We start from the raw sequence: 17,033 nt of genomic DNA on the forward strand, positions 1-17,033 counted from the left end.
GGCGACGTCACGACATTCTCCCACGCGGTTGTGGATCGGCGCCAATGCCGATGACGAGGATCTGAAATGCGCGGACCATCTGCGACGCGAGACGATGACGAGCCGATGACGTTGCGGGGGCTGGCGCGCTTCCGTTCGATGTCGCTGCTCTGCGCGATGCAGATGGTCTTCCTGCCGGCGTACAGCGTCCGCGTTCAGGCGCAGACGGCGAACGTGATCACGCCGGATGGGCGCACCGGGACGTCCTTGCAGACCTCAGGCGGCGTCACCAACGTCACGACGTCGACGATCTCGGGCAATAATGCCTTCAACTCGTTCTCGCAATTCAGCGTCGGGCAGGGCAACACCGTCAACCTGCAACTGCCGAACGGGACCCAGAACCTCGTCAACATCGTTCGCGACGCGCCTGTCTACGTCAACGGCACGCTCAATTCGTACATGAACGGTGCGATCGGCGGTAACGTCTATTTCGCCGATCCCAAGGGATTTGTGGTCGGCCGCAGCGGCGTCGTGAATGTCGGCAGCCTCAACGTCTCGACGCCGACGCGCGAGTTCACCGACAGCCTGGTCGGCGCGGGCGGGCAGATCAACCAGTCGGCGGTCGGCAACCTGATGGCCGGCTCCTTCCCGGTCTCGCCCGACGGCAACATCCGCATCTACGGCCGGGTCAATGCCATCGACGGCGTGCGCCTGACCGGACAGAACGTCTATGTCGGCGGCGCCACCCAGCGCGACATCGCCAATCTCGATCACGCCGCGAAGTTCGCGGCCTCGGTCAATTCCAAGGGCCTGCGCAGCGCCAGCGCGATCACCGTCAGCAACGGCTCGATCCATATCGGCGCGGTCAACAACGCCAGGGTCAACGGACGCCTGACCGCGCAGAGCAAGACCACAGCGCCGAGCAACATCACCGTTCAGGCCGGCAACAACATCGATATCGGCAAGAACGCGAAGCTGAATATCGCCAGCACCACCGGCGATACCGGCGAGATCCGCCTGAAGGCGACGCAAAATCTCACGGTGGCGGGCGGCGCCAAGTTCGACGCCAGCGCGAAGACCGGCAATGCGGGCCTGGTCGATTTCAGCGCCAACGGCGTGTTCGACATCGGCAGCGGCATCTCCATCAATCTCGGCGCGCCGAACGGCAAGGCAGGCACGCTGCTGATCGACCCGACCGACATCGTCATCGGGGATGCGAGCCAGGGCGACACCGGCGTGACGCTGTCGAATACCGCGATCGCAAACACCATCGCGGGCATCACCGGTGGCTCCAGTGCCACCTATTTGATCCAGGCAGACAACTCGGTCACGCTGGCGGCCCATGCGGTGGTCGATACCCGCCACCTCGACGGCAATGGTTTTTCGACGGGCAATGCCAACCACATCCAGATCCAGGCGCGGACGATCGACATCCAGAACGGCGCGCAAATTCTCGCGCAGGCCGTCAACTCGGCCAGCACGCATTACACCAGCGGCAATGTGACGCTCGCAGCGACCGCGAGCGACAGCAAGCTGTCGGGCCAAGCTACTGCGACCTCGGGAATTACGGTCGACGGCCGGATCACCGGCGGCGACATCACGATCGCCTCGGTCTCGACAGCGACGTCGAGCTTCACGAGCTCGGTCCCCGGCCTCTTCACGCTGGTGGGCACCACGCTTGCGGCCTCGATGCTCGGCATCAACGGCGGCTACGTGGCCGCGAGCGCCACCGCCACGGTCAATATCAACGGCAACGCCAACATCAACGGCACCGGCAACGTCTCCATCGCCGCGCACGCCTCGGAGACGGCGCAGGATCCTGCCATTGCAAGCACCTTGCTCGGTGGCTCGCCGATCGGCGCTTCGGCTGTCGTTGGCAAGATCGACGGCAACGTCACCACCAATGTCGCCTCCGGCGCCACGATCAGCGCGGGCGGCAACCTCGGCATCCACGCCATCAACGACGGTACGCTGAATGTCTCAGCGGTCGCGGCCACCTCCAGCGCGCAATTCGTCGAGACGGTTGCCTATTCCACCGGTTCGGTCTCGACCACGGCCAATGTCGCGACCGGCGCGCACCTTTCCGTCGGCAATGTGACCGCATCCGGCAACACGCTGACGGTGCGTGCGATCAACAACAATTCGTTTGCGACCAGTGCCACTTCGGTGGTGCTGAGCACACCGAATGCGAGCGGCGGCGTCGGCGGGGCGCTCGCCATCAGCGACGTCACTACGTCCGCAACCGCGAAGCTCGGTTCGTCGTTGGGCACCAACGCGTCGTCACGGATGAACGGCTCCGTCCTGGTCGAGGCGACCTCGAACACCACGAGCAACTCGACCATGGCCTCGACCATCGTCGGTACGCCGGCCATCGTCGGCGCGATCCAGGAGTTCCTGGTCTCCAGCCCCAGCATCTCGGGGATGATGGCTCAGCAGATGGTCTCGCTGATGCCGGTGAGCTTCAATTTCAAGGCCGCGGGGGCGCTGTCGCTCGCCAACAGCACCGAAAACGCGACCGCATCGATCGGCCAGAATCCGAGCGGCGGCGCGCCCAGCCTCTATGTCAGCGGCAATGTCGCGGTCGTCAGCACCCTGATCGATCGGGGCGTGCGCAGCAATGCGACGGCTTCCGCGATCACCAAGGACGCTTCGAGCGGCGAGGGGGTCGCGGTCAGCGCCGCGGTCGCCTGGGGCAATTTCAATCACAATTCGAACGCCTATATCGGCGGCGGCACCACGATCAATGCGGCCAACATCGCCGTTGACGCCAGCACCTGGATGCCGATCACCAATACCTGGCTGAAGTGGGACGGATTGAGCGAGGTTCTGAGCCACCTCAACGGCAATCTCGGTGTCGGCGGCAACATCCTGACCAGCTATGCCAACGCGACGGCGGATGCGGGCGATACGATCGCCGTCGCCGGCTCGATGAACCATTTCGTCGTGAACAACAACACGACGGCCTGGGTGGCCGGCAGTGCCAGCCTGACGGCGACATGCACGACGTCTTGCGGCAGCAGCGCGACGGTGAACAACGGCGACGTCCACACCTACGACGCCAGCATCCAGATCGCGGCGACGACGACGACGGCCTCGATCGATGCCGCCGGCAATGTCGGTACCCTCGGCTTCCTGCCCGGCAACACCTCCGGCGGTTCCTCGGTGGGCGGCTCGCTCAATTTCGTCCAGTTCAACACCAGCACGATCGCCGGCGTTTCGGACGGTGCGACGCTGCGGGCGGCGGACGATATCGCCGTCAACGCGATCACCTCGGACCAGTTCGTCGCGGTGGCGCCGTCATCCGGAAAGGCCGGCGGCGCGCTGGCGCTGAACGGCATCACCTCGCTCGGCTTCCTCAACAACACGACGCACGCCTCGATCTCCAGCCAAGCCAGCGCCTATGCTCCGACCATCAACATCCTGGCGCAGCAGGATCTGTCGGTCGTGACGATCGCGGGTGCGGTCAATGCCGGCGGCGGCTCGGCGGTCGGGTTGTCCGTTGCCTATCTCGGCGCGAACATGGATACGTCCGCCTATATCGGCGACAACCATTCCGACATCCGGCCCGGCCCGTTCAGCAGCAATGATCCGTTTGCCGGCAACAGTGGCGGAAGCGGCTTGGTCAACGTCGACAACCTCACGATCAGCGCCACCACCTCGGGGCGGATCACGTCAGCGGCCGTCGCGGCGGCGATTTCCTCGCCGCAACTGTCCAGCTTCGCCGACAAGGCGAACGCCGCCGGTACCGCCGCGACGGGCGGACCGGCCGGGATCGCGTTGGCTGCGAGCAAGATCACCTCGAGCTCGGGATCGGGCACGCAGGGCTTTACGATGGACCTGGCGGGCAGCTCGTCGGTGAGCGACGTCTCGCTCGGGACCAGCGCCTACATCAACAATGCGTCGGTCAACAAGTTCACTCCGACCAGCGCGGTGACGACGAACACGATCGTGCAGGCGCTCAACGACACGATCCTCAGCAACGGCTCCGGCTCCGCCGCGGCCAACATGTCGGGGGGGTCGTCTCAGGGCGCTGCCATCGGCGCCGCCATCGCGGCGGCGATCTCGAACAATGCCACGCTCGCCTACATCTACGGCACCACAATGCAGAACCAGAGCAATGTGACGGTGCAGGCGCTCAACGGCGGGTCGGAAACCGTCGTCGCCATCGGCGTGGCCGGCGGAACATCAGCCAATGCGGCCGCTCTGTCGGGGTCGGTCGGCATCATGACGGACAGCGCCAACGCCTATGTCGAGAGCTCGACCATCACGGGCCAGGCGACGGGGGTCAATCGCGCGATAGAGGTCGATGCCTACCAGACCACGAACATCGCGATTGGCGGTGGCTCACTTTATATGTCCGGCGGCAAGGCCGGCGTCGGTATCGGCCTGACCTATGCCTCGATCGGCGATCCCACGGGCGGCAAGGCCACCGACGCGCATGTCCGCAGCAGCTCGATCTCGAATTACGACACGCTGCTGGTGCTGGCCGACAGCGCCAGCGTGATTGCGGCCGGTGCCGCCTCCGGCGGCGGAGGCGCCAACGCCAACGGGCTTGCCGGCGCGGTCGTCGTCAGCGAGATCACGCCGACCACGACGGCCTATATCGACAGCGGCGCGACCGTGAACATCAATGTCGGGCGCGTGACGGTGCTGGCCGACAGCGGCGCCGTGTCGGACCTCGATACGGCGCTCGGAAACCTCGTCAAGAAGTCGAACAACAACCGGCTCGCAGCGGACACGTGCACGGCCGCCGGCGGCACAGGTACGCAGAACTGCATCGATTTCAGCGCGGCGGCGCTCAACGACGGCGCGGGTAACGGTCCGGGCGCCAGCATCATCTCCGTTGCCGGCACCATCCAGGCCGGCAAGAACAATGTCGGCGCCTCTCTGATATACAATACCATCGCGACGACGCATTCGGCCTATATCGCCAACGTGCTGCTGACGGCGCCCGGTGCCAACAGCAGTGTCCGCGTGAGCGCGGTCGATTCCACGAAGATCCAGTCGGTCACGATCGGATTTGGTCTCGCGACCGGTCAGTTTTCCGGCGTCGGCGGCATGACGATTAGCTCGATCGCCAATACCGTTTCGGCGTCTATCGGCAACAACTTGTCCAGCGCGACGCAATCGGCCGTCACGGCCAACAATATTACCGTCAACGCGAGCGACAATTCCAGCATCACCGGAGCAGCCGCCGTCGCGGGTGCCTCGACGCAGGGAAGCGCCGCGGGCCTGGCGCTCGTCTACAGCAGCATCGCCAACAATGTCAGCGCGGGCGTCACCGGCTCGAAGTTGAGGGCCTCGGGCAACGTCGCCGTCAATGCGAACTCGAACGCCAGCATCTCGACTGTCGCCGTCGGTATCGCGATGTCGTCGCAGATCGGGCTGGCCGGTTCGGTCGCCACCAATCTGCTGGGGACCAACGTCACATCCAGCATCACTGCTGCCGGGACCAACGGTATCAACGGCGCCGACGTGATCGCCGCAAACAACGTCGGCGTGATCGCCGGCAACAACGACAAGGCGGCGGTGTTCGCAGGCGCTGTCTCCATCAGCAAGGGCGCGGCCGGCGGCGCCGGCTCGCTCGTCACCAACAAGATCACCGGGACGACTGCGGCCTACATCAGCGGGGTGAACACCCAGGTCGATGCGCGCGGAACCAGCACCACCGATACGCTGTCGGTCAACAACGGCACGCTCGTCCATGCCTTCGATCTCGGCGCTGCCCATGCGCCGAGCGACACCACGCCCGATCTCTCCGAGAACCAGGACACCGTGCGCGGCCTTGCCGTCGTCGCAAGCTCGCACCAGGCGGTCGTGGCCAATGTCGCCTCGCTCTCCGCGAGCAGCGGCATCGCCATCATGATCAACCCGATCACCAATGTGATGAGCGGAGCGACCCGGGCCTATATCGACAGCGCAGCCATCGACACGCGCCTGACGTCTTCGACGCTGGCGCCGCAGATCGAGGTGGCCGCATCGAGCTTCTCCTATTCCGGCACGCTCGGCGCCGGCATCATCCCGCCCACCGGCAACGGCGGCGGCGGTGCCACCATCATCAGCACGACGATGTCGCGCGACACTCTGGCCTACATCACCAATGCCACCGTCGGCGGCGTCCAGTCGTCGAGCCCGACGGTCGGCGCCGTCACCGTGAAGGCCAATGCCGAGCAGGATGCGTCCTCGATCGCAATCGGCTTCAACACCGGTTCGGTCGGCCTGAACGTCTTCCAGGCGACGACGGAAGCCTATTTCGACGGCGGCTCGCTGACGGCTGCGTCACTCACGGTGAACGCCACCAACAACACCGGCATCTTCTCCGCGAACGGCTCGGGCGCCTATGGCAGCCAGGCCGCGATCGGCGCGGCGTTCCTGGTCCAGGTCTCCGCGAACCGGACCGAGGCCTATGTCGGTGACGAGTTCCACTATCAGGGCAATGGCGCCGCACACACGACCGCGCTCAATTTGAGCGGTGCGCTCGACGTCGAGGCCACCACAAAGAATCGCTTCGAGGCCTATGCGGTCGGCGGCGCGCTCTCGACCGGGACGGCGGCGATCGCCGGCATGGCGAATATCGAGATCGCCAACAACACCACCATCGCCGGCGTCTACGACACCACGCTGCAGTCGCAGACGGGCGGGGCGGCCGGTGCGGTTACCATCCTCGCCACCGAGGACGTGGCGATCAAGGAGATCGCCGGCGCGCTCGCGATCGGTGCAAGTGGCGGAGGCGTCGGTGTCGGCGCGGCGGCCAACGTCATCACGTTCAAGAGCCAGACCATTGCGGAGAGCCGCAACAGCGATCTGAACTCGTCCGGCGCGATCAACGTCAATGCGCTCAGCACCAAGGAAGTGCTGTCGTACGCAGTGACCGCGGGCATCGGCGGCAGTGTCGGCATCGGCGCGACCGTCGGCGTCATCATCATCGGTACCAACACCGCCGATCCGGATACGCAGGGCGAGCAGACCGGCCAGCTCAATCAGGGCGGCAACGGCACCATCGCGTCGGTGAATGCCGGGACGAATTCCTCTCATGGCAGCAACGCAGTCGCCAGCGGCACCTCCGGCAATCCGAACAATGCCAACGTGACCTCGACCTACAACGTCAGCAGCGTGCTGACCGGCGGCAATGACGGCGTCACCGCGCAGATCGCGGGCGGCAATGTCACGGGTTCGCAGGTCACCGTCGCCGCCACCAGCGCCAACGCGGCCAAGATGTATCTGCTCGGCGCAGGTTTTGCGAAGAATGTCGGCATCGGTGCCGGCATCGGTTACACCAGCGTCAACAGCAGCGTGCTCGCAAATCTGAGCGCGATCGTCTCGGCGCCTTCGGTCGCCGTTGCGGCGGTCGTCAAGGACGCCACCACCGGTCCCTACGCCGGCAAGACCATCGACACCGAGGCGATCGCCGGTGGCGCTGCGCTTTACTTCGGCGCGCAGGCCGCCGTAGCGGTCGGCAATGTCACGAATACGGTCACGGCGCAGATCGGCGGCCAGATCACCGGCACGGGCGGTACCGGCGTCGCCGTCATGGCGCAGGATTCTTCGACGCAGGTCGTCTTCACGGGCGGCGTCACCGGTGGCGCCGCAGCCGTCGGCGCTTCGGTCGCCACGGCAGGACGATCGAGCTCGGTCGCGGCCAAGGTTCTGGATGGCGCCACCGTCGATAGCTCGACGCTGGCGGTTGGCGCATCCGGTGCCGGCAGGTTGACGACGACGGCCACCGCACTCGGCGGCGGTATCCTCGCAGGCGTCGGTGCGGATGCCGAGGCGACCGAGAACTCGACCGTCCTGGCCGAGATCGGCACCGGTTCCTCGATCACCACGTCGGCGACCGGTATCGGGACGCTGGTGTCGGCGTCGATTACGCCCAATCTGTCGAGTACCGCGATCGGCATTTCGGTCGGCGGTGGCGCGGTCGGCGTCGCCATTGCCAAGTCGATGGTCGGAGCCCAGGTCACGGCCGATGTCGGCGACAACACGAGCTTCTCGGGCGGTGCACTCGCGGTGACCGCCATGGCGCTGGTCCCGACCGGCGGCACGACGACCTACGCCTATGCGCTCGCGGGCGGCGGCGGTTCGCTGATCGGCGCGCAGGGCAGCTACGCCAGGGCCTCCCAGAACGCGACTGTCAGCGCGTATGGAGGAACGGGGATTACGCTCCCCAACGCCGACGTGGCGATCGCGGCCGAGAACGACAGCGCCCAATACGCCGAGGCGACCGGCCTTTCGACCGGGTTCCTGGCACTGGGTGCGACCGTCGCGCAGACGTCATCGAACGCGCACACCTATGCCTATCTCGGCGCGCCCGCGGATATGGACGCGACCCATCTCAATCACACCGGTTACACGGGCATCCTTCAGATCACGGCGACCGGCACGGATGCCAACGTCTCCAACGCGACGGTCGGCGCGGGCGGCACCTATGCCGGCGCGGCCGCGGTCGCCACGACCAGCTCGACCGCCGTGACCAACGCGCGGTTCGACGGCGGCGCGACGGACGACACGCTCTATTTCGGCGGCCTCAGCGTCAAGGCCACGCACACCACCAATTATGCCGCCAGCGGCGATGCCTATCAGGCATCCACGGCCGGCGTCTCGGCGGGCAACGCGCAGAATGACGTCACCTCGATCACCACGGCCGAGATCGGAACGCATCTGATCATTAACACGGACGGCGGCAACATCGTCGTCATCTCCAACGACATCGTCAACCAGGCCGGCGGCGGTGCGCGGTCGGGCTCGGGCGGTTCGTTCTCGGGGGCTGCCGCGCTGAGCGAATCCAACGTCACCCAGAACGTCACCACCAATATCGGCACGGGCACAGTCCTGAGCCTCAACGGCGATCCGCGGGTGGCGGCGGGCGTGATCGACATCGAGGCCTACAACACGCTGAACACCCGGGACACGGCGAGCCTGGCCACGGCCAGCTTCTTCGCCGGCGGCGGCGCCGCGTCCAACATGACGGCGAACGCGACGCTCGCGGTCAACATCAATGCCCGCGAGCTGTTCAGCGTCGGCAAGATCTATATCGGCTCGGCCGCGAAGATGGCGGCCTCCAACAATGCCAACGCCAGCCTCTACGGCGCGATCGCCGGCGTCGGCGCCAGCACCAACACCTGGGTCCACGCCAACCAGGCCGTCAATGTCGGCAGCAGCACGACGATCGAAGCCTGGCGCGATATCAATATCTATGCGGGCATCTCCGGCGACGGCATCACCTTCAGCAGCGTGCAGGCGACGGCGACGACGGTCGTCTACAACAACACCGCCATTCCGATCTCCACCCTCTATCGCGGCACGGCCAACGCCGGCAACGACACCAGCCTGACGCTGGCCGACAGCTCGCGGGTCTTCGGGGTACGGGACATCTACCTGGGCGCAACGCAAGGCCAGGTCACCGCGGCCGGCAACGGCAGCAATTACAACCCGTATCTGGACATCTTCAGCGCCAAGAACAGCGACAACCACAGCCATACCAGCGGAAGCGGCGATGTCGCGCTCAACGGCATGGTGGTGGCGGGCATCAACAACGACGTGACGATCACGATCGATCTCGGTGCAAGCGCGCCGGTCTTGAGCACGTCGAGCCCGCACTCGTCGCTATCAACCACGCTCGAATACGTCGCCGACGTCGACCATTTCAGCCCGGTGAAGAGCTGGAACCACCAGACGGTCCAGTACACCATCGTCGGCGGCTTCAATCCCTACCAGAACATGGTCAACCAGCTCGTCACGTTGACCGGCCTGACCGACACGCAGATCCGGACCCAGCTCTCGACGTCGACGTCGGCACATCCCGCCACGATGGCGCCGTCCGGCGCCGATCCGACCGGCGACATCCAGCGTCAGATCAATGCGCTGATCCAGCAGGCGCCCTATACTTCCGACGCCCCCGGCAACGCCTTCGCGTTCGGCGACATCCTGGTGTCCGCCGGCAATGTCTCGATCCTGGCGCAGAAGCTGAGCGGAAACGGCGCCGCTGGTCACACGGCGCCCTCCGTCACCGCGCTGAGCTCGCCGAAGATCAAGGTCGAGAACCGCGGCCTCGACTTCATGGACTTTGCGAACCTCACGGTCACCAATGTGACCGGCGGCAATATCACCTACCGGCAGATCGACCATGTCGATCCGGATTCGCACTCCAACGTGACCTTCACCGCCACGCCGAGCGCCACGCCGATCATCGACATCTCGGCGACCTACAACCGCGTCGATCCCAGCACCGGGCTCGGCGTCGACGACAACGGCAACCAGCTGACCCGCAAGCCCGACATCTATTTCGACGGCATCGTCACCAACGAGAACGGTCTGCTCAAGATCACCAGCCAGCTCGGCAGCGTCGTGGCGTCGCAGTCGCTCAATGCCGCGACCATCCAGATGGTGGCGCCCAACGGCTCGTTCATCTTCCTCGGCGGGCTCGGCAGCTTCTACAACTCCAACCACGATGTCACTTCGCAATGGGCCGGCGTCCAGTACAAGCCGGCCGACAACGACACGCTGACGGCGGTGATGGCGGCGGCGACTTATCTCGGCGCCTATGGCGACTACGCGACCAGCCCGCATATCGGCGACGGCGGCAACCACCCGTATTTTTATTACTGCTGCGTCGACGGCCATAGCGGCGTTCAGCAGACGGCCGCCAACAGCACGATCTTCACCGCGCGCATGCTGATGACCTTTTACGACGGCGTGTCGCTCTATTCGGCGATCTTCCTGCCGATGGGATCCGGTGCGCCGGGTAACGGCAACCCCAATGCCGGCAGCGTGGGCAGCACCGCCACGCTCGCGATCATGGAAGGGCCGACGGTTCAGTCGATCAGCACCGCGCCGTGGGAGAAAACGACGTACGACGGCCAGGGCGTTTACACCGACAGCGGTCCGTACAAGACGCCGTTCAACTGCTCGGGCTGCTCGGCCTATTTCCAGGTCGTCAATATCCAGAACGACGTGATCACGCCCAGGACCGCGTCCTCGAACGCGAGCACCAACTGGAGCTCGACCACGCCATCCGGATACCAGAACCCGGCGAACGCGCCCTTCATCCTCGGTCAGGCAATCATCATCTCGGCGGGGGTCATCAACGTCAACGGCCTCATCCAGAGCGGCACGAGCAGCAATTACTCGGTCGACATCGGCGGCGGAGCGCTGACCGCCATCAACAACCTGAAGAACGACAGCGCGGCCTTTGCCCAGGCTCAGACCAACGCGCGGAACGGCAGCTATTACGACATCACGGCGGCTGCGACGCCGCTGGTCTCCAGCGATATCAAGATCGGGGTGAAGTACAACGCGCTCACTGACCAGATCCTCGTCAACGGCGTGGTGCAGGGCTCGGGCGGCTACGTCTACCTGAACGGCAAGATCATCTCGACCTCGACCGACGGCACCGCCCAGGGCACGATCGCGGTCAAAGGTGGCGCCGGCACGATCACGGTCAACAATTCGACCGGGCTGGGGCTCGTCACCAACACCATCAACACCGGCGTCAGCGCGCCGAGCGTGATCCAGATCGTCGATCAGCTCCAGCAGCAGACGACGTGGTACGTCTACAATCCGTCCGCATCGGGCGGCCAGCAGGTGTCGACGTACCGGACCAACAGCGTCAATGCGAGCGCGTACAACCCTGCGATGCTGACCGGCCTCAGCGGCACGGCCGGCATCCAGTACGCCGTGAAGCCCAACATGTACTACCAGTGGGTCGACACGGCGACGCTCGATCGTCCGACGACCAGCACGCAGTTCGACTATGGCTGGCACTACACGCCGAATTCGTCCGGAGACAACTGGACCCGCACCGTCAGCCTGGTCGAGAACGTGATGCAGGCCACGGGAGGGGGCGGCAACACCGGCCAATTGCAGACCGCCAACTTCCAGGAAGTCATCACCGCGACCGGTGGCTATCACGGTGGCGGCGGCAACACTCACCCCGAGAAGTGCTGCGGTGCGGACGCCCAGTACAACTGGTACCAGCAGATCTACGATCACCTGACCCTGACGCTGACCAACACGGTCAAGGCGTCGAACCCGATCAACATCCAGTTCAGCGGCGGTGGCGTCAGCACCGTTGCCGTAACCTCGAACTCCGGCATCGTCATCAACGGCCCGATCAACAACCTCTCGGGCGATACGACGGTCAGGGCTCTCGGCACCAATTCGGCCATCACCGCCGGGGCGAACGCCAACAACCCGATGATCTCGGGCAAGAACGTGACGCTGCAGGGCGATGGCGGCATCGGCTCGCTCGGCACGAACGGTGTTCCCGTTCAGGTGCAGGTCTATGGCGGCAGCCTCACCGCCACGTCGATCGATCGCGACATCGCGATCGCGGCGGTCGGCTCGCTTTCGATCAACCAGGTCGCGGTCAATTCGGGTGTGTCCGGCCGCGCGCCGCAGGGTAGCGTCTTCATCTCGGCGACCGGCGACATCAACTCGGCGGCTGCTTATGACGTCGCCACTCCCGTCGTGATCGGCAAGAACATCGAGATCAATTCCTCCGGCGGCGCGATCGGCGCGACCAGCAGCGTCGTCAATGGTGCGACGACGCTCACCAACATCAAGCCGCTGGTGATTCAAGCGACGGGTACGACGCAGTCCGACGGCACCGTCGATGGCGGCGTTCTCGAAAGCGCCTCGGCCACCGGCACCTACATCGTCCAGTCCAAGGGCGATCTGCGGATCGGCACGATCCAGTCGTCCGGCGGCCCAGTCTTCCTGGCGGCGGCCGGTTCCGACGGCAACCAGGCCAGCATCCTGAACGGCCGCGCGACGGTTGGTATCTCCGCGGCGGAGACCGCGCATCTCCAGGACGTCTGGAATAATCTCAATTTGCTCAACGGCAATCCGGCCACCGCCGCCGTCAACAGCTACCAGTCGATGGTGACGGCGGCCTACAACGACTACTTCCAGCTCAAGAACATCGCCTTCGCCAACGGCACTTATAATCCGACCTCGGTGGGCCAGACCGTGCTGCGGGCGCAGGTGGCGGCCAAGCTCGGCATCGACCCCGCCAACGTCACGACGACGCAGATGAAGGTCGAGGCCACGACGCGGTTCCTGAAGGATCAGTTCCTGCTCGGCAAGATCTCGACGGCTGAGCTCCAGAGCGGGCTGACGACATTGCTCGGAAGCGCACCCGCGGATGCGCTGGGGACGGTGTTCGGCAGCACGCTCTCGTCGGGTCTGTTCACGAGCCTGTTCCAGGGCGTGGCTTCTGCCGATCAGCGCCTGCCGACCAACGCCGCGCTGCAGACGGCGCTGAACAACTACAGTGCGAGCTACACCTACACGCTCGCAACGACCGAACGGGTCTACGGCATCATCACCGCGGGTTCGAACTGGACGCAGGACCAGCTCTCCTACGTGGTGTCCTCGTCCGCCGTCGGCGCGGCGCCGCCGCCGATCGACGACAACGTCATGGCCAATATCAGCGCCAGCCAGATCATGCTCTACGCGCCGCGCGGCTCGATCGGCAATTCGGCGGCGCCCCAGACGTTCACCTTCACCAGCGTCGATTCCTCGGCGCTGTCGGCGGCGCAGAAGGCATTGCTCTCGTCGGCCGGCCCCGGCCAGCTCACGGTCGGCGCGGTCACGGACCCGACGACCCACATCACGACCTATACGGTCAGCCTGTCGCAGCAGAACCTCGTGGTCGTCGACAACCCGATCGCGATCTCGGCCAAGGCGCTGACCAATATCTATCTTGGCAGCAAGAACAGCCTCACGCTCGGCGGCGTCACCGCGAGCTACGGCCCGATCACGGCGGCGCAGGCCAACGGCATCGAGGTGACCGGCCGCGGCGACGTCAAGCTCGATGCCGTGAACAGCATCACCGCCGGCATGACCGGCGTGCCCGTGATTTCGGGCGATATCGGCAACCTGACCCTGATCGCCGAGCACGGCAATATCGGCGCCGCAGGCGCCGCCGGAAGCAATCCAGCGACCAACCCGAACGCGATCCAGATCGCCTTTGCCGATCCGGCCAATGACCAGCTCGACCAGGTCTCGTCGGGGCAGGGCATCTATGTGAGGCAGACCACCGGCGATCTGGTCCTCGGCAACATCTCCGCCGGCAATGCGATCCAGCTCGCCGCGACCGGCAGCATCTATGCCGAAGCCGGCTTCACGGACCGCACCGCGATCCATATTCTGGGCACCGACCTCGATCTGCGCGCCGGCGGCAGCATCGGTTTCAACGGCGCGACGTTCCAGCCGCTGCAGGTGAATATCTCGGGCGCGGTGACCGGCTCTGCGGTCGGTGACCTCAGCATCCTCGCGGTCACCGGCGATCTCGCGGTCGGCACGAGCGGCACCTATGGGGCCTTGACGGCCGGCGGCGCACTCACGCTGAACGTGGCGCGCGGCGCACTCACCATCAATACCAGCATCACCAGCGTCGGTCTGATGCAGTTGCTCGCCAACCGCGCCATCACCATCCCGGCCGGCACCAGCGCCGCGCCGGTGGTTGCGACCAGCAGCTCGAATGGTGTGACGCTGGTGGCCGCGACACTGTCGATGGGCGCCTATTCGGCCATCAACGCGGCCGGGCTGATCTCGGTGACCACCACGGGCGATGCGACGATCGGCCAGCTGAATTCGTCGCTCACCTACGCGGCGGCCTCGAACGCGCCCTCGATCATCGTCACGGCCGGCGGCGTCGCCTCGCTCGGCGCGATCATCGACAATGGCGACGGTCAGACCAAGTTCGTCGCAGCCGGCACCGGCGCTGAAGTGTCGCTGAGCGCATCGAACGGCATCGGCAATGCAACGAGCCGGTTCACCGTCAACGCCGCGCGGCTGTCGGCGAGCGCGAGTGCCGGCAGCATCTACGTCAAGGTTCTCACCGACACCGAGGCAAGCCTGCTGTCCGCGGTGAATGGCAGCGTGGACATCATCGGCATTGGCGGGCTGACGCTCGACCAGGTGCTGGCGGGAACGGCCACCGGCGCGAGCGGCAGCTTCAGTGCCGTCGCGAACAACGGCAGCATCGTCATCGGCACTGCTGCCAGCAGCGGTTCGCAGACGGTCCACGCCACCCAGGACGTGACGTTCAACGCGCTCACGACCACCGGCAACACCGCCGACGTCGGCAACATCAACGTCACCGCAGACAACGGCTTCATTCTGGCGCAGACGGTGACGTCCGGCGGCGTGACCACGCTGGGCTCGGTCTCGGCCCATGGCTCGGCGACGCTACTGGCGGCCACGACCATCACCGGCAACACGCTCGCCGCCACGACCGGCGCGGGCCGGCTCACCGCCAGCGGCCCGATCAACTGGAACGCGCTCAATGTCGGAACGACGCTGGGTGCGACCGCGAGCCAGGGCAGCATTACCTTCCAGACCGCGCAGAGCGGCGGCACGCAGACCATCCACGCCCGTGACAACGTGACGTTCAACGCGCTGACGGCGACGGGCATCAGTGGCGACGTCGGCAACATCAACGTCAACGCGGACAACGGCTTCATCCTCGCGCAGACGGTGACGTCGGGCGGCGTGACGAGCCAGGGCTCGGTCTCGGCCAACGGCTCGGCGAGCCTCGTTGCGGCCACGACCATCACCGGCAACACGCTCGCCGCCACGACCGGCTCGGGCCTGCTGACCGCCAGCGGCCCGATCAACTGGAATGTCCTCAACGTCGGGACGACGCTGGGTGCGACCGCGAGCCGGGGCAGCATCACCTTCCAGACCGCGCAAAGCGGCGGCACGCAGACCATCCATGCCCGTGACAACGTGACATTCAACGCGCTGACGGCGACGGGCATCGGCGGCGATGCCGGCAACATCAACGTCAACGCGGATAACGGCTTCATCCTCGCGCAGACGGTGATGTCAGGCGGCGCGCCGACGCAGGGTTCGGTCTCGGCCCACGGCTCGGCCAGGCTGATCGCCGCGGGCACCAACACCGGTCATAACCTCACGGCCGCGACCGGCAACGCGGTCCTGAGTGGCACCGTCGTTCATTGGGATAATCTCAACGTGGGTGGCACGCTCGACGTCACCGCGACGGCCGGCGGGATCACCCTTGGCACCGCCATGAGCGGCGGCACGCAGACCCTGCATGCCGTCAACGACATCGTCTTCAGCCAGCTCACCACGACGGGCATTCCGGGCGATGCCGGCGACCTCAACATCAAGTCCGACACCGGCTCGCTCCGCGGCGGATCGATCTCCGCTCACGGCGGTACGAATTTCGAGGTGGCCGGTTCGGTCTCGCTCGATCGGATCAGCGGCGACGTCGTCAGGATGACCTCGTCGGGTGACCTGACGATCAACTGGGTCAGCGTCGTCAGGGAGCTCGACCTCGCGGCCGACACGATCAACGTCAGGGGCGAGCAGGTCCGCTCGAACCCGTCGGTCCCGCTGGTCATGAACATCACCGGCCATAACGGTGGCGTCGCCAAATACGCCAACATCTGGATCGATCCGGACAGCATCATCGTCAACCAGTTCAGGGTGGTGGATGCGAATTTCTGGACCGACGCGCCCGCCGTCACGATCCTGAACGGCTACGTCCCGGGCCAGCTGCTGCTGACGACGGCCACCCAGCAGGTTGCGCTCAACAACCGCACGCCGGCGCCGTCCAACTGGCCGACGCTCCAGCTCTACCAGCCGGGCGGCGTGTTCACGATGGCTCAAATCGGCAACGCCAATGTCAGCAATGCCTATGTGGTGTTCTACACCGGCGACATTTCGGCGAGCGTCACCAACTACGGCGCGGGCCACACCTGCTGCTACGGCTTCACCGGCGCCAGCATGGTGCGCAACATCCCGGTCGACGGCGACGGCCGTGAGAGCATCGAAACCTGGCTCGCGAAGAAGGACGGCGGAACGTTCTACCTGCTCGGTCTCTCCGGTCAGGCGCGGCTCGACGCACTGCTGACGCCGCGGCCGGTCGAGACCATCGGCTCCGGTCCCGCGGTCAACATCGAGGGACTGAGCGACCTGCGCAAGCTCCGCCGTAACGGGCAGCGCGCGGGTCGTCCGGGCTGGAAGGACGCTTCTGTCGAGATGGCGAAGCCGGCCGTTGGCCGTCTCGCACAGGCATGGTAACG

1 protein-coding gene is annotated in these 17,033 nt (G+C 65.7%); it reads left to right on the top strand.

Annotation, left to right across the window (positions count from 1 at the left end; all coding sequences use genetic code 11):
* The first annotated feature begins 66 nt into the window (after nucleotides 1-66).
* Nucleotides 67-17,031, top strand: coding sequence for a leukotoxin LktA family filamentous adhesin (locus AB7532_RS12390; RefSeq protein ID WP_441235065.1), 16,965 nt, complete (start codon nucleotides 67-69; stop codon nucleotides 17,029-17,031).
* The last annotated feature ends 2 nt before the right edge of the window (nucleotides 17,032-17,033 follow it).

Origin of the sequence: Bradyrhizobium sp. 930_D9_N1_4 (assembly GCF_052076015.1) — a bacterium.
In the GTDB taxonomy this organism is placed as follows: domain Bacteria; phylum Pseudomonadota; class Alphaproteobacteria; order Rhizobiales; family Xanthobacteraceae; genus Bradyrhizobium.